General features: G+C 71.2%; 17 protein-coding genes and 1 tRNA gene. 8 read left to right on the forward strand and 10 right to left on the reverse strand.

Features of this window, described 5'->3' with window-relative positions; translation table 11 throughout:
- Window positions 1-73: 73 nt before the first annotated feature.
- Both ACIRSU_RS32340 and ACIRSU_RS32345 read left to right on the forward strand, forming a co-directional pair.
- On the forward strand, window positions 74-1,267 hold the full coding sequence (locus tag ACIRSU_RS32340) for an FAD-dependent oxidoreductase (RefSeq protein ID WP_403799817.1): 1,194 nt from the start codon (window positions 74-76) through the stop codon (window positions 1,265-1,267).
- 91 nt (window positions 1,268-1,358) lie between these two features.
- Entirely contained in the window at window positions 1,359-2,342 is a 984-nt protein-coding gene (locus tag ACIRSU_RS32345) for a zinc-binding dehydrogenase (protein ID WP_403799819.1), read from the forward strand.
- A 4-nt stretch (window positions 2,343-2,346) separates the two neighbouring features.
- On the opposite strand, the gene ACIRSU_RS32350 is transcribed toward ACIRSU_RS32345, so the two are convergent.
- The gene (locus ACIRSU_RS32350) at window positions 2,347-2,682 is read right to left on the reverse strand and encodes a hypothetical protein (RefSeq protein ID WP_389205166.1); all 336 of its coding nucleotides are present in this window, start codon (window positions 2,680-2,682) and stop codon (window positions 2,347-2,349) included.
- A 103-nt stretch (window positions 2,683-2,785) separates the two neighbouring features.
- Window positions 2,786-3,214 (reverse strand): IS200/IS605 family transposase, encoded by a 429-nt coding sequence (gene tnpA / locus ACIRSU_RS32355; protein ID WP_403799822.1) that lies wholly within the window; start codon window positions 3,212-3,214, stop codon window positions 2,786-2,788.
- A 50-nt stretch (window positions 3,215-3,264) separates the two neighbouring features.
- Between tnpA and ACIRSU_RS32360 the strand changes: the two genes are divergently transcribed.
- On the forward strand, window positions 3,265-4,479 hold the full coding sequence (locus ACIRSU_RS32360) for an RNA-guided endonuclease InsQ/TnpB family protein (RefSeq protein ID WP_403800100.1): 1,215 nt from the start codon (window positions 3,265-3,267) through the stop codon (window positions 4,477-4,479).
- Between the two features lie 122 nt (window positions 4,480-4,601).
- Here the strand turns inward: ACIRSU_RS32360 and ACIRSU_RS32365 are convergent, their stop codons facing one another.
- The 3 genes from ACIRSU_RS32365 to ACIRSU_RS32375 form a co-directional block, all read right to left on the reverse strand.
- The gene (locus ACIRSU_RS32365; RefSeq protein ID WP_403799824.1) at window positions 4,602-5,552 is read right to left on the reverse strand and encodes a GNAT family N-acetyltransferase; all 951 of its coding nucleotides are present in this window, start codon (window positions 5,550-5,552) and stop codon (window positions 4,602-4,604) included.
- A gap of 88 nt (window positions 5,553-5,640) precedes the next feature.
- Window positions 5,641-5,805 carry a hypothetical protein gene (locus ACIRSU_RS32370; RefSeq protein ID WP_367481006.1) on the reverse strand — a complete coding sequence of 55 codons (165 nt, stop codon included), beginning with the start codon at window positions 5,803-5,805 and terminating at the stop codon, window positions 5,641-5,643.
- Window positions 5,802-6,926: a radical SAM protein gene (locus tag ACIRSU_RS32375; RefSeq protein ID WP_403799828.1), complete on the reverse strand. Its 1,125-nt coding sequence runs from the start codon at window positions 6,924-6,926 to the stop codon at window positions 5,802-5,804. The genes ACIRSU_RS32370 and ACIRSU_RS32375 overlap by 4 nt, the downstream gene beginning before the upstream one ends.
- An 843-nt stretch (window positions 6,927-7,769) precedes the next feature.
- On the opposite strand from ACIRSU_RS32375, the gene ACIRSU_RS32380 reads away from it, so the two are divergent.
- On the forward strand, window positions 7,770-9,119 hold the full coding sequence (locus ACIRSU_RS32380) for a hypothetical protein (RefSeq protein WP_403799831.1): 1,350 nt from the start codon (window positions 7,770-7,772) through the stop codon (window positions 9,117-9,119).
- On the opposite strand, the gene ACIRSU_RS32385 is transcribed toward ACIRSU_RS32380, so the two are convergent.
- Both ACIRSU_RS32385 and ACIRSU_RS32390 read right to left on the reverse strand, forming a co-directional pair.
- Entirely contained in the window at window positions 9,097-9,630 is a 534-nt protein-coding gene (locus ACIRSU_RS32385; protein ID WP_403799833.1) for an NUDIX hydrolase, read from the reverse strand. The two genes, ACIRSU_RS32380 and ACIRSU_RS32385, sit on opposite strands and share 23 nt — an antisense overlap.
- Window positions 9,631-9,875: 245 nt before the next feature.
- Window positions 9,876-10,358, reverse strand: coding sequence for a GNAT family N-acetyltransferase (locus tag ACIRSU_RS32390; RefSeq protein ID WP_403799835.1), 483 nt, complete (start codon window positions 10,356-10,358; stop codon window positions 9,876-9,878).
- A 285-nt stretch (window positions 10,359-10,643) separates the two neighbouring features.
- Here ACIRSU_RS32390 and ACIRSU_RS32395 point away from each other — a divergent pair, with 285 nt between their 5' ends.
- Window positions 10,644-12,041, forward strand: coding sequence for an NAD(P)/FAD-dependent oxidoreductase (locus ACIRSU_RS32395; RefSeq protein WP_403799837.1), 1,398 nt, complete (start codon window positions 10,644-10,646; stop codon window positions 12,039-12,041).
- Window positions 12,042-12,222: 181 nt separating this feature from the next.
- Here the strand turns inward: ACIRSU_RS32395 and ACIRSU_RS32400 are convergent, their stop codons facing one another.
- Both ACIRSU_RS32400 and ACIRSU_RS32405 read right to left on the reverse strand, forming a co-directional pair.
- Window positions 12,223-14,265, reverse strand: coding sequence for a restriction endonuclease (locus ACIRSU_RS32400; protein WP_403799839.1), 2,043 nt, complete (start codon window positions 14,263-14,265; stop codon window positions 12,223-12,225).
- A gap of 101 nt (window positions 14,266-14,366) precedes the next feature.
- Window positions 14,367-14,440 (reverse strand) — tRNA-Thr (locus ACIRSU_RS32405).
- 190 nt (window positions 14,441-14,630) lie between these two features.
- On the opposite strand from ACIRSU_RS32405, the gene ACIRSU_RS32410 reads away from it, so the two are divergent.
- The 3 genes from ACIRSU_RS32410 to ACIRSU_RS32420 all read left to right on the forward strand — a co-directional run bounded on the left by ACIRSU_RS32410 (window position 14,631) and on the right by ACIRSU_RS32420 (window position 17,143).
- Entirely contained in the window at window positions 14,631-15,728 is a 1,098-nt protein-coding gene (locus tag ACIRSU_RS32410; RefSeq protein ID WP_403799841.1) for an ABC transporter ATP-binding protein, read from the forward strand.
- Between the two features lie 237 nt (window positions 15,729-15,965).
- Window positions 15,966-16,379 (forward strand): hypothetical protein, encoded by a 414-nt coding sequence (locus ACIRSU_RS32415; RefSeq protein WP_403799843.1) that lies wholly within the window; start codon window positions 15,966-15,968, stop codon window positions 16,377-16,379.
- A 50-nt stretch (window positions 16,380-16,429) separates the two neighbouring features.
- A complete protein-coding gene (locus ACIRSU_RS32420) occupies window positions 16,430-17,143 on the forward strand; it encodes an NDP-sugar synthase (protein WP_403799845.1) in 714 nt (237 codons plus the stop codon).
- A gap of 72 nt (window positions 17,144-17,215) precedes the next feature.
- On the opposite strand, the gene ACIRSU_RS32425 is transcribed toward ACIRSU_RS32420, so the two are convergent.
- Complete coding sequence (locus ACIRSU_RS32425) at window positions 17,216-18,817, reverse strand: DoxX family membrane protein (RefSeq protein WP_403799848.1); 1,602 nt, start codon at window positions 18,815-18,817, stop codon at window positions 17,216-17,218.
- Window positions 18,818-18,899: the final 82 nt, after the last annotated feature.

The raw sequence follows: 18,899 nt of genomic DNA on the forward strand, positions 1-18,899 counted from the left end.
ACGAACCCGGCCCCGCCGCCCGTCCCATGCGTGAACCCCGGCACCGAGCCGGGCGCACGAGGGAGTCGGAAAGATGCGGAACATCACCATCGTCGGCGGCGGCTTCGCCGGACTCACCGCCGCCGTCACCGCCGCCGAGGCGGGCGCCCGCGTCACCCTGCACGAGGCGCACCACACCCTCGGCGGCCGGGCGCGCACCGCCGAGGGCCCGTACCTGACCAACGAGGGCCCGCACGCGATCTACAGCGGCGGCCCGCACTGGACCTGGCTCAAGCAGCGCGGCCTGCTCGGCCCGCTCGCCCCGCTGCCCGCCCTCGAAGCCGCCAGGCTCCGCTTCCACCACAAGGGCGGGCTGCGCCGCGTCCCGCCGTTCGGCTTCCTGCGCCAGTCCTTCCGCAAGGCGGAGCAGGCCCCGGTGGACGTCGACTTCCGCACCTGGGCGACCGGGATCGCCGGTCCGGCGGCGGCGGAGGCGGCGGCCGCGTACAGCGGCGTCGCGCTCTACCACCACGACCCGGGCGCCCTGTCGGCCCGCTTCGTGCAGGAGCGGCTGCACCGGGCCGCGTCGGTCCCGGCCGAGGCGCACTTCGTGAAGGGCGGCTGGGGCCGGCTGATCGAGCGGATGACGGCGCGGGCCGTGGAGCTGGGCGTACGGATCGAGACCTCGTCGCGCGTCGACAGCCTGGCCGACCTGCCGACCGCCGAGGGCCCGGTGATCGTCGCGACCGCCCTGCCGGCCGCCGCCCGGCTGCTCGGCGACCCGTCGCTGACCTGGGAATCGGGCCGTACGGTCCTCTTCGACCTGGCGTTGCGTACCCGGAAGGGCGACCCGTTCGCGATCTCGGACCTGGACGCGCCCGGCTGGGTGGAACGGTTCACCACCCAGGACCCGACCCTGGCACCGGCCGGCGAACAGCTGATCCAGGCGCAGCTCCCGATCGGCCCCGGCGAGTCGAAGGCGGACGGCGTCGCACACGCCGAGCGGCTGCTCGACCTGGGCTTCGCGGACTGGCGCGAGCGCACGCTGTGGCGGCGCGAGGCCGTCTCCAACGGGCGTACGGGCGCGGTCGACCGCCCCGGCACCACCTGGCGCGACCGCCCGGCGATCGACCGGGGCGACGGCGTGTACCTGGCGGGCGACCAAGTGGCGGCGCCGGGCGTGCTGGTGGAGGTGTCGTTCACGAGCGCGGTGGAGGCGGTGTCGCTGGCGCTGCGGAACGCGCGCCTGAGGGAGGGTCTGGAGCGGCTTGACCTCAAGCGGACTTGAGGTTGAAGGCTGTTCACGACCACGACCACGACCGCGACTACGACCGCGCCCGCGCACATCGCCCGTCGCGCATCGCTCAGGGGAGACCGCCATGCACGCCATCCGCCTCCACGCCTTCGGCCCGGCCGAGAACCTCACGTACGAGGAGGTCCCGGACCCCGTCCCGGGCCCCGGCCAGGTCCGCGTCAAGGTGGCGGCGGCAGGCGTGCACCTCCTGGACACCGTCCTCCGCGAGGGAGAGCCCGGCCCCTTCCCGGCCCCGCCCGAACTCCCCACCGTGCCCGGCCGCGAGGTCGCCGGCACGGTGGACGCCCTCGGCCCCGGCACCGACCCGTCCTGGCTGGGCCACCGCGTCGTCACCCACCTCGGCATGGCGCCCGGAGGCTACGCCGAACTCGCCGTCACCGACGTGTCCCGGCTGCACGCCCTGCCCGACCACGTCGGCGAACCGGAGGCCGTCGCCATGATCGGCACCGGCCGTACGACGCTCGGCATCCTGCAGTTCGCCGAACTGGGCCCGGAGTCGGTCGCGATCGTCACGGCGGCGGCGGGCGGCATCGGCACCCTGCTCGTGCAGTACGCGAAGAACGCCGGCGCCGTCGTCATCGGCCTGGCGGGCGGCCCGGAGAAGGTCCGGCGGGTCCGGGAGAACGGGGCGGACCTGGCGGTCGACTACACGTCCGACACCTGGCCGGACGAGGTCCGCGCGTACCTGGGAGAGCGCGCCGCGACCGTCGTCTTCGACTCGGTGGGCGGGGCCACGGCCCGTTCGGCGGTGGACCTGCTCGGCAAGGGCGGCCGGCACCTCGTCTTCGGCTGGTCGGGCGGCGCGGAACTCACCTTCACGGACCAGGAACTGGCCGCCCGCGGCATCACCTCGCGGTCCGTCCTCGGCCCCGTCATGCTCCAGAAGGCCGGCGGTGACATCCGCACCCTCGAACTCGCCGCCCTCGCCGCGGCGACGAACGGCACCCTCCGCCCGGCCGTCCAGCCCTACCCGCTGCGAGAGGCGGCGGCGGCCCACCGCGCCCTGGAGACCAGGGGCACGATGGGCAAGGTGGTCCTGATCCCCTGACGGATCAGACCCCGAGCACGTCCCAGGAGTGCCCCTTGAACTCCTTCAGGAAGTCGGGGTGGTCCTCCCACATCCGGGCGATGGAGCGCAGCACGTCCCAGTTGTGCTCCAACGCCTGGTCCACCACCTGCCGCAGCTCCGGCGCCGACTCCCGCTTCTCCACCAGCCCGTTGACCGCCGAAGCCGCCTGCACGGTGTACCGCAGGGCACGCAGCGCCCGCGACGTGTCATCCATCCCGAAGCCGTGATCGCTCCCGTTCTCGGGATCGAAAAGCGGCGTGAGCCGCGCCTCGACGAATGCGGTGATCCGCTCGAACCGCTGCTGAATCTCGTTCTCCATGCCTCGATCTTCGCAGGGAATCTCGACCTTCATGCCGGGCAGGAACGCGGCCTTTGCCCGGAGGCGCAGAGCGCCGGAGTTCGCCGCACCGCCGGGACAAGGGTCAGACGGGCCGCTTCTGGTTCTCGATGTACTCCTGGACGATGCTCAGTGGTGCGCCACCGCAGGATCCCACGAAGTATGAGGGGGCCCAGAAGACGGACCCCATGCCGATGCGGTTGATCCGGCCGGTGTACTCGGCCCGCAGGTAGCGGGAGCTGACGCCTTTCAGGCTGTTGACCAGTTTCGAGAGGGCGATCTTCGGCGGGTAGTGCACGAGGAGATGTACGTGGTCGCCCTCGCCGTTGAACTCTCTCAGCTCGGACTCGAACTTCTCGCACACGTCCCGCATGACCGTCTCGCAGCGGTTCAGCATGTCGTCGTCGAATACATCACGTCGATACTTGGTGACAAACACCAAGTGGGCGTGGAGGTCGTGGGTGACCTGGTTTCCCCTACGGATATCAGGGTCTGATTCCCAACGTGGTGACATCCGCCAAGTGTATTGTGAGCAAGCAAGCCGACTGGAAGGGGGTGGGCCGGGTGATCCGTGCGTACAAGTTCCTCATGCGGCCCACCGTGAGCCAACAAGCCGCGCTCGTCGAGATGCTGCGCGATCACTGCTCGCTCTACAACGGGGCCTTACAGGAACGCCGCGACGCCTACCGGCACGCCTCGAAGACGAGCATCAAGTACGGGCAGCAGTCAGCCCAACTCAAGGACATCCGGGCGTTCGACCCGGACTGCCAGGGCCGCTGGTCGTTCTCCAGTCAGCAGGCGACGCTTCGGCGGCTCGACAAGGCATTCGCCGCGTTCTTCCGCCGCATCAAGTCCGGCGACACGCCCGGCTACCCCCGCTTCCGGGGGGTCAACTGGTTCGATACGGTGGACTTCCCCAAAGACGGTGACGGCTGCCGCTGGGACTCCACCCCGCACGAACCCGTCACCCGCGTACGTTTCCAAGGCGTTGGGCACGTCAAGGTCAACCAGCACCGCTCCGTGGCCGGCAAGGTCAGGACCGTCTCCGTTAAACGCGAGGGCAAGCGCTGGTACGTCATCCTCACCGCCGAGCACAACGATCCCGAGCCGCTGCCCGCCACGGGGTCCGTGGTCGGCATCGACATGGGCATTGCCAACTTCCTCGCGGACTCAGAAGGCAAGTTCGTACCCAACCCGCGTCACGGCCGGAATGCCGCCAGCAAGCTCGAAGCCGCCCAGCGGGCACTCGCCCGCTTTCCCCGGGTACGCCGCGACAAGCGCACCGCCAACCACCAGCGCGCCGTCCAGCGCGTTACCGATCTGCACCGCAAGGTCCGCCGCCAGCGGCTCGATCACGCACACAAGACCGCGCTTGACCTCGTGCGGGAACACGACTTCATCGCGCACGAGGACCTCAAGATCCGCAATATGATCAAGACCCCGGCCGCAAGGCCCAACCCCGACCAGCCGGGCAGTTTCCTGTCCAACGGGGCGCGCGCGAAGGCCGGGCTCAACCGCTCGATCACCGATGCCGGATGGGGGGTGTTCTTGACGATCCTGCACGCCAAGGCTGAAAGCGCCGGACGAGACGTGATCGCAGTGGACCCCCGCAACACCTCCCGACGATGCCCGCAGTGCGGACACACCGCCATGGAGAACCGGCCCACACAGGAGAAGTTCCACTGCACCGAGTGCGGCCACCAGGCGCACGCGGACACGGTGGGCGCACTCAATGTTCTACGGGCCGGGCTGGTCCGTCGCGAAGCCCAAACGGCATAGCGAGAAGCCCCTCGTTTGGAGGGGAGGAGTCACGCCCCATTCCTACCCCAGGTAGGGCGAGCCGCGGTGCGCCAGGCAGAGCTCAAGCGTCTCTGTACGCCCGCAACCCGGTCATCTCCACCTCAAGCCCGGCTTCCTCCCTGCCAGTGACGACGGCCGAGGCGGCCACCACCAGACTGTTCAGACCCGGGACCCGGCCTGTTACCCCGTGTGGTGTGGCTGAAGCCGAGAGATGTCAGCCCCTCGGCCTGGCACAACCTGTCGGAAGGGCCGCCAACCTCTGTTTGGAGAAGTTGGTAGGCAGCGCCGTGTGACTGGCCCCAGTGCATCGCGGCCCGCCACAGGACGCGGCCCACTCCCTGGCCTCGCACCTCGGGCAGCACGGCGAAGTACTGGGGCATGAGCTGGGGGCATCCGATGGCATCGGGGCGTACTTCCATGGGGCCGATCGCGCCCACGATGCGGTCTTCGATGGCGGTGGCGAGGACCGGGCCGCATCGACCGGCCTGCATCTGGGTGTGAAGGAAGGCCAGGCCGTCGCCCGCCATGGCTTCGGCGAACGGCGCAAAGGTCTCCTGTACGGCGGTCGGCCAGGCGGTGACGGGCCGGACCGGGCCATCGGGGGCGGGGCAGGGGGTAGCGGCGAAGTCCTTCAGCTGGATGCGGGTGCCGCGCGGGTGTGTGGTCTCGGGGCCGAAGGGGCGTACGACCCGGGCGCCCGCCACGTCGTGCGCGGCGGCGAGCTTGGCTGCGAGCTCGGCAGCCTCTTCCACAACGCCGTCACGGAGCCCGTAGGCGAAGACCTTCACGGTGCCGTACCCCTGTCCGCGTCGGGTCAGGGTGGGGATGAGGGTGTGCTCAGGTTGGTGGACCACATCGCTGCGGAGGACTTTCTCGTTCTTCTCGCCGCCCCAGCGCTGGTCTTTGTCGTAGGGCAGGAAGTCCCCGGTGTCGGCTGCTCGCAGGATGTCCTCGAACATGCTGACGGTCAGGGCATCGGGATGGACGGGACCGAGAGTCGGCACGATCGGCGCGGTCAGTACGGGCCGGAGCCAGTCCCAGCGGAAGAACATGAGCGGCACCCTAACGGTGAGCCGGGCAGGGCTCAGGCCCCGACGCGAGTACGCCGGGGCCTGAACGGAGTTGACCGGATCGTGTCGGTCAGTGGGGGTTGTCGTCCCCAGCGTCGCAGGAGCACTCCGCGCTCTCCACGATCACGTCGAGGTCCTGGACGGCGGTGATCGACGCGGTCGCGATGGGCGGGGCCGCGCGGCGGGCCGAGGTCGGCGGGCCGGGGAGGATGGTCACCGGTACGGGCGGGGTCATGAGGCGTTCTCCTTGTCTCCGTGCTGGCAGTAGCTGTGCAGCGGCGCCTTGGCCTCCTGGTAGTGCTTGGCCAGGGGGCGGCAGACCCGGCAGGTGCCGGACAGGGCGCAGCCTTCGCACCCACCGGTGCGAAGCATGAGGCGGTCGGCGATGGCGCCGAGCCGGGTGAGGCCGTCGATGCCCTCGGTCATGAGGTCGATCTGGTCGTCGCGGCCGACCTTGCAGATCGACACCTTGGCGTGCGGGTCGGCGTGGAAGAAGGTGTGTCCCGCGTTGCAGCCGGCGAACGGTTTGCGCTGCCGCAGGTGGGCGGCGGACTGGGCGAGCAGCGGCTCTCCACCGCCGTAGATCGTGGGCGTCATGTTCGTGTACGCGTGGTTCTCGACGTTCCACTCGTCGGCGAGGGCGGCCATCTCGTCGGCCTCGGAGGCGTTGTCCTCGGTCACCACGACGTTGATCCGCAGCGGAAGCCCCGCCTCACGGGCGGCGTCCATGCCGCGCCGGAACGCCTTCCACGCCCCGCGGCGCTGGGTGAGCGTGTCGAAGGACTCCTCGCTCGCCCCGTACATGCTGACCACCAGGCGGTAAGGCGGGCAGTCCCGGAAGAGCTTGAGGAGGTCAGGCCGCCAGAGCAGCGAGCCGTTGGTGGAGATGGTGAGCATCATCCCGGCCTGCCAGGCGTACCGGTACGCGTCCTGGAAGTCCGGGTCCATGGTGGGCTCGCCACCGGTGATCTGGAGCCAGAGGACACCGGCCTCGCGCATGATGTCCAGCAGCCGCACCTTGTCCTTCCAGGCGAGGCCGGAGAACGGGCGCTCGCCTAGGTAGCAGTGCTTGCAGCCGAAGTTGCAGCCGAGGTTGATCTCCCAGGACGCCCGGCAGTAGCCGTACGGGGACAGCTCACGCACCAGCACGGTGCCCTGCGCGGGCTGGCCGCCCAGGCCGAGACCCCACACGTCGGCGGCGGTCTGCACCGCCCAGTCGGGCAGCGGCTGACCGTCGGTGACGGCCTGGCGCAGGCCGTCGTAGTGGTCGGCGGAGATTCGGGCGCCGGCCCGTACTCCCGGCTTGAGGAGAAGGTGTCCGTCGAGGAACGGGGAGGCGATCAGAGCGTGGGCCATCAGTGGCCCTCCTTCCGGGTCACGGAGCGAGACAGCGAGTGGGACTCCTTGCGGCCGAGGCAGCAGTGGATCTCGCCCAGCCCGTTGCAGGTGCCACAGGTCTTGCCGGAGGAGTTGGCGCCGCTGCCACCGCAGTCCCCGCACTGTTCGTTGCAAGGCGAGTGAGGGCGCCGGGGCTTGTGCGGGCTGGCGATCAACCGGTGCACGAGACCTCCTCCAAGGTGTCTTCCCAGGTGTGTTGTTTGGCGTGGTGCGCGAACAGGCAGCAGGTCTCCCCGTCAGGCCTCGGCGCGACAACCGGGCAGTCCGGCAGAACGAGAGTTCCGCCTCGCCCATCCCGTGCCAGCGGAGCCACAGCGCGGTCGTACGCGCCGGCGTCGGCGAGAAGACCGAAGTGCTCACCCTCGTCGTGCGCGGACAGCTGACACTGCACCGGCCTGTCGATGAGTTTCGCGGCCGACTTGTCTCGTGCTTCCCGTGCCAGATCGAGGGGCACCCGGCGCCAGTGCGCGCAACGCATCACGACACCATCCGGAAGGACTCACTGGCATTCCGGGCCTGCTGCGAGCACCGGGAGCAGACGCAGGGCGGGTAGCGGCCCGGGTTTTCCGGGACCACCGGGTCCTCGCCCACGCATACCTCCGTGAGAGGCCCCCATGTCTGGCCGGAGTCGCGGGAGACCCGCAGCGTCATCCGTACGTCGTCCTGTCCGTTCGCCATGGCCAGGAGCATCGCGATCCGCGGGCCCAGCCAGAAAGGCCAAGCTGATTACCCAACTTGGGTAACATCACCCTCGGTTGACCAAGTGCAGCGATCCGTAGTCCTCATGCCGGAGCGTGCCCGATGCCCGAGCCATCTCGCTCGAAGGAACTCCCGGTCGGCCTGCTCACGGACCCAGTGATGATCGAGGCATGCCAGGCCAGAGACTTCGGCCGCATCTTTCAGCTGGTCAAGGCACGCGCAGGCATCTATCCGTCGATGGTCGCGCGCCGCTGTGACCTGACCCCGAGTCGGGTGGGCGAGGTGATCGCCGGACGGCGGCAGTTGCTGCACATGGACGTGATCGAACGGATCTCGGACGGACTGCGCATCCCCGGGCACATGCTCGGCCTTGCCCGCCGTTCCTGGGAGACGCCGCCCAGCCTGACGGTCGCGCCCCGCGAGCCGACCGAGGTCCCGGCCCCCTCAGCCATCGAGCCGCTGGCCGTCGGACTACCGGGGGCGGACGTCGACAGCATCCTCGCCCTGGCGGCCGAGCGCGATCTCAGCCCGTCGACGCTGGACGCATTGCAATCGTCGATCGCGGACTACTGGCGCCGGGACGATGAACACGGCGGCGAGACCTTACGGCCGGCGGTCGTCGGCCAGCTCCGCTACGTCGTCGACCTCCTCAAGGAACAGCGGCCAGCCCCTCTTCGCGACGGCCTGCACAGCATCGCGGCCGAACTGGCCCGACTCACCGGATGGACCTACTTCGACGCCCGCCAGTACAACCAGGCGCGCGCCTACTTCACCGAATCCCTCGGCCTGGCCAAGGCCATCGACGACCGCCAGTTCATGGCCAACGTGCTTGCCTGCATGAGCCTCCAGGCCACGTACCAGGACAAGCCCGGCGACGCCCTCGCATTCGTCACGGCCGCCCAGGACCAGGCCCGAGCCGCTGCAGGGACAACACCGCGCGTGCTGTCCATGCTCGCGATGCGCGAAGCCTTCGCCCACGCCACCCTCGGCAACCACGCCGCGACCCACACCGCGATCTCGGAAGCCCACACTCAGTTCGGCCGGATCAGCACCAGTGATCCGGATCCGGCCTGGGTCGCCTATTTCGACGAACCAAAACTGATCGTGGACACCGGCATCGCGCACGGCCGCCTGGGCGAAGCCTCCCTCGCCGAACCCCTCATCGCGGACGCTCTTCGCCGAGAACACCAGTCGAACCACCGAGGCCGGGCCTTCCACGCCTTCTGGCTCGCCCGCACCCAGCTTCAGCGCGGCAAACTCGACGAGGCGTGCCACACGGCCATGGATGCTCTGGCCCCGGCAGCGGCCGTCAGCTCACAACGAGTCGCCGGCCACCTGCGGGAGTTCTACGAACAGCTGGAACCCTTCCGTCGCGAACCGGCCGCGGTGGCATTCGAGTCCCGGTTGCGGGAAGTACTGCCTCGCCAGGTCAGCGGATCACCTCGTCCATGAGGACGTAGAGCAGCCCGACCAGGGAGCCGCTGCTGACGATCTCGCGCCGGTCGATCATGCCCCGCACATCGGCCAGCGGGATCCACTCGATCCGGTCCGACTCGTTCTTCTCGGTCGGCGGGCCCTCGTACGTCGCCCCGTCGGCGCGGAAGACGTAGTGCTGGGAGTCGGTGATGCCGTTCGCCGGCTCTGCGTAGATCAGCGGCTTGGTGGGGCCAGGCCGCCAGCCGGTCTCCTCCAACACCTCACGGGCCGCCGCCTCGGCAGGCGATTCGCCCTCCTCGATCAGACCCATGGGCAACTCCCACGCCCACGCGTTCGTGATGAAGCGATGCCGCCACATCATCAGTACCTCGCGCCGCTCGTTGACGACGGCGGCCACGGCCAGGTGTCGGAGCTTGACGACATGGTGCTCCCACCGGTTCCCGTCCGGCGTCTCGACGTCGGTGAGCCACAGGTTCACCCAGCTGTTCTCGTAGATCGGACGTTCCCCGTGGATCTTCCACTGCATCGCTGCGGCCCCTCTCGATCGACCTCCAGCATCGCAGAGTCGACTTACGCAGAGCCGAGTTCTGCCCAATTCATGTCACAGTGACGAATTCTGCAGAGGACGCGAAAGCCGTCGGAGGATTCTTCAGGTTCGCGGCGTGCACCGCTGACGGTCCACGCCTGGCGTGGCGCGCCGAAGCCCCGCTCCCGGATACGCCCGAAGGTGCCGCGCTACGCCCTTCGACCGAGTCGCTTGAGTCCGCCGGCCTACGCCTCCACGCCCCCGCCCAGCTCCTTGAGCGCCCCGTCCGTCAGGCGGTACACCGTCCACTCGTCCTGCGGGCGCGCGCCCAGGGACTCGTAGAAGTCGATGGAGGGCTGGTTCCAGTTGAGGACGGACCACTCAAGGCGCTCGTAGCCGCGCTCGACGCAGATGCGGGCGAGCTCCGTGAGCAGGGCCTTGCCGTGGCCGCCGCCGCGCAGGTCCGGGCGGACGTACAGGTCCTCCAGGTAGATGCCGTGGACGCCGCGCCAAGTGGAGAAGTTGAGGAACCAGAGCGCGAAGCCGGCCACCTCGCCGTCCTCGGTCTCGGCGATGTGGGCGTAGGCGGCGGGGCGGTCGCCGAAGAGGGCGTCGTGGAGCTGCTCGGGGGTGGCGCGGACCTCGTCGAGGGCCTTCTCGTACTCCGCGAGGTCGCGGATCAGCTGGTGGATGACGGGGACGTCGGCAGGCGTGGCGGTACGGATCATGGGGACAGGGTGCACCGGGTGGGGGCGTGCGGGCCAGCGGGGTCCGGGCGACGGACACCTGGCCGCGACCGCCGTCGGACCGGCGACCCCAGATCGACGGAAACCGTCACCCCGTGTCTTTCCGTCCGCCCGCGCAGTGCCCCTCCGGCCCGCCCGCGACGGCTTCCCACCGCGACGAAATCCGCACCCGCCCGCCCGCGAGGCCCCGCACACCGCCCCACGCCCCGTATCCCCGCCCCCGGGCCCCCGGCTACCCTCCCGCCAACACATCAGGGAGAGGGCACCATGAGCAGCACGACGACGGTCAACGGCGGCATATCGTTCTGGTACGCGCAGGAGGGCGCCCCCGCTCCGCGTGAGCCGCTGCCCGGTGACGGCACCGCCGACGTCTGCATCGTCGGCGGCGGCTACACCGGGCTGTGGACCGCCTACTACCTCAAGAAGGCCGTCCCCTTCCTCAACATCACCGTGCTCGAAGCCGCGTTCTGCGGTTACGGCGCCTCCGGGCGCAACGGCGGCTGGCTCTACAACGGCATCGCCGGCCGCGACAGCTACGCGCGACTGCACGGCCACGAGGCCGCCGTACGCCTCCAGCAGGCCATGAACGACACCGTCACCGAGGTCGTCGACGTCTGCGCCGCCGAGGGCATCGACGCCGACCTGCACCGCGGCGGCGTCCTCGAAGTCGCGCACTCGCCCGCGCAGCTGGCCCGGCTCAAGGAGTTCCACGCCGCCGAGGTGGCCTTCGGCGAGAAGGAGCGCGAGCTGTACGGCGCGCGGGAGACCGCCGAGCGGATCCGGATCACCGGGGCCGTCGGCTCGTCTTGGACCCCGCACGGCGCCCGCCTCCACCCGGTGAAGCTGGTCAAGGGCCTCGCCGCGGCCGTCGAGGCGCTCGGCGTGACGATCCACGAGTCGACGCCGGTCACCGAGATCCGCCCGAAGCACGCCGTCACCCCGTACGGCACGGTCCGCGCGCCGTACGTGATCCGCTGCACCGAGGGCTTCACGGCCTCGCTCGCCGGGCAGCGCCGCACCTGGCTGCCCATGAACTCCTCGATGATCGCCACCGAGCCGCTCACCGACGCCCAGTGGGAGTCCATCGGCTGGAACGGCCTGGAGACCCTCGGCGACATGGCGCACGCCTACATGTACGCCCAGCGCACCGCCGACGGCCGGATCGCACTCGGCGGCCGGGGCGTCCCGTACCGCTTCGGCTCGAAGACCGACAACGACGGCCGGACGCAGCCGCAGACCGTCACCGCGCTCCGCGAGATCCTGATCCGCTTCTTCCCGCAGCTCGCCGGCGTCGGGATCGCCCACGCCTGGTCCGGCGTCCTCGGCGTGCCCCGCGACTGGTGCGCCACCGTCACCCTCGACCGCTCCACGGGACTCGGCTGGGCGGGCGGTTACGTGGGCTCCGGCGTCGCCACGACCAACCTGGCCGCCCGCACCCTGCGCGACCTCATCCAGCAGGACTCCGGCCAGGGCGGGTCCACCGAGCTCACCGAACTGCCGTGGGTGAACCACCGGGTCCGCAAGTGGGAGCCGGAGCCGTTGCGCTGGCTCGGCGTGCAGACCATGTACGCGGCCTTCCGCGCCGCCGACCGGCGCGAGACCGCCGCCCGCACGGCGGCCACGGACCGGATCGCGGTCATCGCCAACCGCCTCAGCGGCCGCTGAGCCCCGGCGGGGGCGCCCCCGGCCTCAGCAGGCGCCGAGACCCGGGAGACGCCCCCGCCTCAGCGGCCACCGATGCCGCAGCCGGGGATACACCACCACCCCCGGCCACCGATGCCGCTGGCCGGGGATACACCACCACCCCCGGCCGCCGATGCCGTAGCCGGGGGTGCACCACCCCCGGCTACTCCACCTCGATCCCGAAGTCCCCCACCAGCTCCGCGAGCCCGCCCCGGTACCCCTTCCCGCCGAGGACGAAGTCCCAGTCGCCGCTCGCCCGCCGCCGGAACGAGCCGAGCACCAGCGCCGTCTCACCCGGCCGCCCGTCCGACACCTCCAGGCGGTCCAGCTCCGCGCCCGCGTCGTCGCGCAGCACGATCCCCGCGTCGGCGAAGCCCGCCAGATCGGCGTCCGGGTTCACCTCCGGGTCGATCGCCGCCACGAGGACCAGCCGGTCCGCGTGCGCCGGCAGGGCGTCGAAGCCGACCCGTACCGCCGCCTTGTCCCCGGCCGGGGCCGTCACCATCGCCACCGAACCGTCCGGCGTCGCCGGGTTGTTGAAGAACACGAACCACTCGTCGCCGAGCACCCGGCTCCCCGCGCAGACCAGCGCGCACACGTCGAGCGCGACGGATCCCGTCCACACCATGCCGAGCACGTTGAAGTCCTCGTCCGCCTCGGCCGGCGCCCGTACCGGCTCGACCAGGGTCGGCGTCGGCTCCCCCGTTCCGAGGCGGCCCCGCAGCCCGTGCTGGTGCAGCAGCTCGACCAGCTCACGACCCGAGATCAACGTCAGCGGCTTGCCGTTGGCGAAGGCGTACGAGCCGGGGCCGAAGCCCGAGGTGGTGACGAGCACGCCCTTGTTCGCCCCGGCCCCCTGCACCGTCCCGAACAGGTCCCGCACCGCGCTCGGCGGCACCGTGTTCCGGTAGCGCTTCACCTGCACGAGGATCGAACCGCCGCTGATCGGGTCCGGGTCGAGCGCCTCCACGTCCACCCCGCCGTCGTTGGAGCGCCGCGTCGTCACCGCCTGCAGGCCGCGCGCCCGGAACAGCTCGGCCACCAGGCCCTCGAAGGCGATCGGGTCCATCGCGAGCAGGTCCGGCTCCGCGCCGTCACCCTGCGAGACGACGCCCGAGCCCACCTGCTCCGGCAGGAGGAAGGGCTGTACGGGCGCCCGCTCGTCCGGCTTCGCCGACAGCCGCCCCGACAGCGCCCCGGTCAGGCACTCCAGCGGGCTGACCAGCTCCAGGTTCAGCTGCTCGAAGGGCTGCCGGGCGGCCGTCACGGACGCCACGCAGACCCGGCCCGCCACCCCGGTCGCCGGATCGACGCCGTCGACGAAGCCGTTGAGCGTCACCCGGTCGAGGACCCCGAAGCGGTCGGCGGCGAACAGCTCCCGCAGCGCGAGCAGCACGCTCTGCGCCAGCACCTCCCGGTACAGCGCCCGCCGCTGCGACACCGGGCGCGGGACCTCCTTCTCCTGGTCCGTGCTCGGCAGGTACTTGACCCCCTTGGCGGCCGGCACCACCTCGTACCCCGGCAGGTCCCACTCCAGGGCGAGGCCGCGGGACCCCTGGTCGTACGCGGCCGAGACCTGGCGCGGGAATCCCTCGGGCCAGGCCGTCGACGCGTACAGGACCGCCGAGAAGTACTCGACCACCGTGTCCGGCTCGCCGGCCCGCAACGCCGTCTCGGTGCCCGCGATCCCGCTGTTGTGCGCCCGGATCTCCGCGAGCCGCGTCGCCGCCCACTCGTCGTACTGCCGCCGGTACGCCGCCAGCTGCTCGACCCGCCGGGCCTCCGCCGCCTGCGCCGCGTACCAGTCCCGCTCGAAGGCGGCCCGGTCCTGGTAGAAGCGCTGGTCCGGCATCGGCACCGGCTCCGCGAGCGGGCCCGGCGCGAAGGGCGCCACCTCCTCCGGCTGCCGCAGCGCCTCCACCGACACGGGCCTGCTCCGGCAGCCCGCGACCAGCAGGCCCTCCAGGACCGCCACCCGCTCGTCCAGCTCCCGGGTCCGCCGCAGCGCGTCCGCGTCCCGGTGCCGCCGGTACTCGGCCCGCTGCTCCCGGTGCATCCGCGCCACGTCGCGCTCCTGCCCGCGCTGCGCCCGCTCGGCCTCGCGCTGCTGCCGCAGCACCGCCTGCTGCCGCCCCTCGCGTTCGCGCTGCGCCAGCCGCTGCGCCTCGGCCCAGGTCCCGATCAAGCCATTGGAACGCCGGCTCATCCGCCGCACCCCTCCCCGGAAAACCCCTCGCACCTGCCCCTCGACGCACAAGTGTCCCGGACCCTGGAGGGTCCGGGACACCTGGTCGCGTGATCGCGAAGAGCCGCCTGTCGGAATCGAACCGACGACCTCAAGATTACAAGTCAAGCGCTCTAGCCAACTGAGCTAAGGCGGCAGCGGAAGCAGTGTAACGAACCCCCGCGCGCCCACGGTCGGAAATCTCATGACCTTCACGGCCCGCCGACTGCTGACAGATCCGGTCCGGCCGGGTAGCGTCACCTGCGGTTCACCCAGGTGGACTACACCACATCCTTCCTTTACTCGGATCGTCCGGCACGTTCCTGCCGGTGAAGGGACACATCACCATGGCTTCCGTCACCTACGACAAGGCGACCCTGGTCTACCCCGGCGCCGAAAAGCCCTCCGTCAACGAGCTGGAGATCGAGATCGCCGACGGCGAGTTCCTCGTCCTCGTCGGCCCCTCCGGCTGTGGCAAGTCGACCTCGCTGCGCATGCTGGCCGGCCTGGAGGACGTCACCTCCGGCGCCATCCGCATCGGCGACCGCGACGTCACGCACCTGCCGCCGAAGGACCGGGACATCGCCATGGTGTTCCAGAACTACGCGCTCTACCCGCACATGACCGTCGCCGACAACATGGGCTTCGCCCTGAAGATCGCCGGCGTCAACAAGAGCGAGATCCGCACCAAGGTCGAGGAGGCGGCGAAGATCCTCGACCTCACCGAGTACCTCGACCGCAAGCCGAAGGCGCTCTCCGGCGGTCAGCGCCAGCGTGTCGCCATGGGCCGCGCCATCGTGCGCGAGCCGCAGGTCTTCCTCATGGACGAGCCGCTGTCGAACCTCGACGCCAAGCTCCGGGTCTCGACCCGTACGCAGATCGCCTCGCTCCAGCGCCGTCTCGGCATCACCACGGTGTACGTGACGCACGACCAGACCGAGGCCCTCACCATGGGCGACCGGGTCGCCGTCCTCAAGGACGGGCTGCTCCAGCAGGTCGACACCCCGCGCAACATGTACGACAAGCCCGCCAACCTCTTCGTCGCCGGCTTCATCGGCTCCCCGGCCATGAACCTGATCGAGGTCCCGATCACCGACGGCGGCGTGAAGTTCGGCGCGAGCGTCGTCCCGGTCTCCCGCGAGGCGATCGCCGCCGCGGCCGCCAAGGGCGACCGCACGGTCACCGTCGGCGTCCGTCCCGAGCACTTCGACGTCCAGGGCGCCACCGGCAAGGACGGCCTCGCCGTGACCGTGAACGTCGTCGAGGAGCTCGGCTCCGACGGCTTCGTCTACGGCACCACCCGCGTCGACGGCGAGGACAAGGAGATCGTGGTCCGCGTCGGCGGCCGCGAGGTCCCGGCCAAGGGCTCCACGCTGCACGTCGTGCCGCGCTCGGCCGAGCTGCACGTCTTCTCGACCTCGACCGGCGAGCGCCTCTCCGACTGACCCGCACCGGTGGCTCCCGACGGCCCCGCCCCCGCTTGCGGGGGTGGGGCCGTTGGCGTACAGGGCGGATTCGTCGGGCATGAAACGCCGACTCGGCGAAAACCCCGGCAGAACTGGGCATTCGGACCCCCGGCCACGCCTCCGCGTCAACACGGGATTCGAAAAGGCTCCGAGTACCGTCCCTCGTGAGAGTGACTAAATGTCGCCATTTCACTACCGACCGCTACGCTCGCCTGCGTGACGCACACTGCCCGCCGAATCGGCCGCTCCCTCGCCCTCGTCCTGCCCGTCGTCCTGGTGCTCTCCGGAACGCTCGCGGTGTCCGCCGTTCCGTGGGCCGGCCAGGGCTCCGGGACCCAGATGCTGACCGCGTCGTCCACGGACGTCTCCACCCAGGCCAAGTCCCGCGCCCCGCAGGACGTTCTCCGCGAGAAGCTCCTCGCCGAGCTGCAGGAGAAGGACCCGGCCGTCGCCCTCACCCACCTCCAGCGCGAGGTGGAGAACCGGCCGTCGCTCGCCAAGCACTGCGTCTCGATCGCCCGCGCCCTCGGCGCCGCCGCCGTCGAGCGCTTCGGCCCGACGCGCGCCCAGTCCTACTCCCGCCCGGTCTGCGACACCGCCTTCGCGTACGGCGTCCTGCACGCGAGCTGAGCGCGAGCTGATCCGCACCGGCCGGGGCGGCTGCGCCTATCGTTCCCGGTATGCATACCTCCCCGACGCAGGCCGTGGTCCTGGCGGGCGGCCAGGGCTCGCGGCTGCGCCCGTACACCGACGACCGCCCCAAGCCGATGGTCGAGATCCCGGGCACCGGGACCCCGATCATCGGCCATCAGCTGTCCTGGCTCGCCGCTGAGGGAGTCACGGACGCCGTCGTCTCCTGCGGCCATCTCGCCGAGGTGCTCCAGGAGTGGCTGGAGACCGCGCAACTGCCGCTGAAGGTCACGACGGTCGTCGAGTCCGAGCCGCTCGGCCGCGGCGGCGGCCTCAAGTACGCGGCCGCGCACCTGCCGGACCCCTCCCGGCCCTGGTACGCCACCAACGGCGACATCTGGACCCGCTTCTCGCTGCGCGAGATGGCCGAGTTCCACACCGAGCGCGACGCCACCGCGACCCTCGCCCTGGCCCGCCCCCGCATCCCGTGGGGCGCCGTCGAGACCGACGCCTTCGGCCACATCACCGACTTCATCGAGTCGCCGCCGTCCCCGTACCTCATCAACGCCGGCGTGTACGTCTTCTCCCCGGCCTTCGTCGACCTCCTGCCGGAACGCGGCGACCACGAGCGCACCACCTTCCCCCGCCTGGCCCGTGAGCGGCGCCTGGCGGGCTTCCCGCTGCCCCAGGGAGCGTACTGGCGGGCCATCGACACGGCGAAGGACCTGACGGAGGCGGCGAAGGAGCTCGCCGCGCAGGCGTAGGCCACCGCTGTCACGGCGAAGGGCCCCGGGTGTCCGTCGACACCCGGGGCCCTTCGCCGTGTCCCTCGCGGGCTAGCCCAGCAGGCCGCCGATCGGGTTCCGCGCCCCGCCCGACGTCGAGCCGCCGTCCGTCGAACCGCCGCTGCTGCCGCCGCTGCTCGGCGTCCCGCTCGTGCCGCCGGACGAGGAGTCCGTCGTGGACGAGGACGGCGCTGTCGTACGCGACTGGGTCGGCGTGCGGCTGCCGCCGCTGCTCGTCGTCGCGGACGGGGTACGGCTCTCGGCGCGGTGCGTCTCCCGGGCCGACTCCGTCGGCTTCGCCTCCGCGGTCTTCTCCTTCTCGCCGCTCGCACCGGTCGTCGCCGACGGCTTCGGGCTCGTGGGCGCCTTGCGGGAGGCGCCGGTCGCACCGGGCTCCTTGGGGAGCGGCTGGCCCGGCAGGTGGTTGACCGGGTCCTCGTCCGGTCCCGGCACGGTGACCATCGTCGTGGACCGCACGGCCCCGCCGAGCATCGAGCCGACGAGCAGCGTGAGACCGACGACGACGGCCGCGATGACCGTGCCGCGGCGCAGCACCCGGCGGCGCAGCTCCCACAGCTCGGAGCGCGGCCCGAGGGTGCGCCAGGCCTCGCCGGCCAGGCGGCCGTCGATCGAGTAGACCGGGGCGCCCGCGATGATCAGCGGCGACCAGGCGGCCAGGTAGATGATGTCCGCCGAGTCGTAGACCGGGACGGTCTTCCAGCTGACGGTGAGGATGAGGGCGGCCGAGAGCAGCGCGCCGACGACCGCCGCGACCCGCTGCCACAGGCCGAGGACGGTGAGGACGCCGACGACGACCTGGAGGAAGGCGACGGTCAGTCCGGCGCCGACCGGGTGCTGGAGGGCGAAGTCGCGCAGCGGCTCGGCGAGCGGCCACGGGTGCAGCGCGTGCAGCCACTTGACCATGGAGCCGCGCTCGCCGCCGTCGAAGTAGACGGGGTCGCAGAGCTTGCCCATGCCGGCGTAGATGGAGATGAAGCCGAGGAAGACCCGCAGGGGCAGGAGCACCACCCCGAGGTTCATCCGGCGGCCCGGGTAGTAGGCGTGCCGGACCCCCGCCGCGGCAGCGGCTGATGTCCACGTCGAACCGTGCCGCTGGGCCGCCCGGTCCGCGGCGTTCGGATCGTTCGGATCGGCGGCCGGGGCGCCGTACCCGTACGGGGCGGCGTCGGGCTCGAGCTCGTAGAGATCGTCGTACGCACCCTCGGCGCGCCGCATCGGCGGCAGCAGCGGGGCGCCGGGCTGCGCGGTGCGGGGCGGCACCACGGGGGTGGGCATGGTGTCGGTGACGCGCGGGATGGTCTGGGTGGTCGGCTCCAGAGTGGAGACCGCGCCACCGGAGACCGTGCGCACGGCCTGGAGCAGACCGGTCGTGCCGGAGGCCGACTTGCCGGTCCATACGACGGGCCGGCGCCGGCCCGCGGCCGCGCCGGCGCCCGCGGCGAGCCCGGCGGCTCCGGCGAGCGCGGCGATACGGGGGTTCGCGGCGAACTTCGGCTGGTGGGCCGGCGCGAGCCGCACACGGAAGCTGGCGTGGTTCACGATCACCTGGGCGGGATCGGAATCCACCTTGACCATGCTCAGCGCGGGCTGATCGTCGAACCCCGGCCGGGGCGTTCTGGTGTCCACACTCATCTAACCGAGTGACGCGCGGTTAGGACACTGCCTTGACGGCCTCGAAATGTCCGAGGCCCGTCAAGATCACGGCCGGGGCGGT

Source organism: Streptomyces sp. NPDC101160 (genome assembly GCF_044768205.1).
GTDB lineage: Bacteria > Actinomycetota > Actinomycetes > Streptomycetales > Streptomycetaceae > Streptomyces.

What these genes read in the sequence shown, in the direction of transcription:
- ACIRSU_RS32390 (WP_403799835.1), bottom strand. Translation starts at nt 10,358, where the DNA reads ATGATCCGTACCGCCACGCCTGCCGACGTCCCCGTCATCCACCAGCTG.
- ACIRSU_RS32400 (WP_403799839.1), bottom strand. Translation starts at nt 14,265, where the DNA reads ATGAGCCGGCGTTCCAATGGCTTGATCGGGACCTGGGCCGAGGCGCAG.
- ACIRSU_RS32365 (WP_403799824.1), bottom strand. Translation starts at nt 5,552, where the DNA reads ATGTTCTTCCGCTGGGACTGGCTCCGGCCCGTACTGACCGCGCCGATC.
- ACIRSU_RS32350 (WP_389205166.1), bottom strand. Translation starts at nt 2,682, where the DNA reads ATGGAGAACGAGATTCAGCAGCGGTTCGAGCGGATCACCGCATTCGTC.
- tnpA (WP_403799822.1), bottom strand. Translation starts at nt 3,214, where the DNA reads ATGTCACCACGTTGGGAATCAGACCCTGATATCCGTAGGGGAAACCAG.
- ACIRSU_RS32370 (WP_367481006.1), bottom strand. Translation starts at nt 5,805, where the DNA reads ATGACCCCGCCCGTACCGGTGACCATCCTCCCCGGCCCGCCGACCTCG.
- ACIRSU_RS32375 (WP_403799828.1), bottom strand. Translation starts at nt 6,926, where the DNA reads ATGGCCCACGCTCTGATCGCCTCCCCGTTCCTCGACGGACACCTTCTC.
- ACIRSU_RS32425 (WP_403799848.1), bottom strand. Translation starts at nt 18,817, where the DNA reads ATGAGTGTGGACACCAGAACGCCCCGGCCGGGGTTCGACGATCAGCCC.
- ACIRSU_RS32345 (WP_403799819.1), top strand. Translation starts at nt 1,359, where the DNA reads ATGCACGCCATCCGCCTCCACGCCTTCGGCCCGGCCGAGAACCTCACG.
- ACIRSU_RS32385 (WP_403799833.1), bottom strand. Translation starts at nt 9,630, where the DNA reads ATGCAGTGGAAGATCCACGGGGAACGTCCGATCTACGAGAACAGCTGG.
- ACIRSU_RS32380 (WP_403799831.1), top strand. Translation starts at nt 7,770, where the DNA reads ATGCCCGAGCCATCTCGCTCGAAGGAACTCCCGGTCGGCCTGCTCACG.
- ACIRSU_RS32340 (WP_403799817.1), top strand. Translation starts at nt 74, where the DNA reads ATGCGGAACATCACCATCGTCGGCGGCGGCTTCGCCGGACTCACCGCC.
- ACIRSU_RS32420 (WP_403799845.1), top strand. Translation starts at nt 16,430, where the DNA reads ATGCATACCTCCCCGACGCAGGCCGTGGTCCTGGCGGGCGGCCAGGGC.
- ACIRSU_RS32395 (WP_403799837.1), top strand. Translation starts at nt 10,644, where the DNA reads ATGAGCAGCACGACGACGGTCAACGGCGGCATATCGTTCTGGTACGCG.
- ACIRSU_RS32410 (WP_403799841.1), top strand. Translation starts at nt 14,631, where the DNA reads ATGGCTTCCGTCACCTACGACAAGGCGACCCTGGTCTACCCCGGCGCC.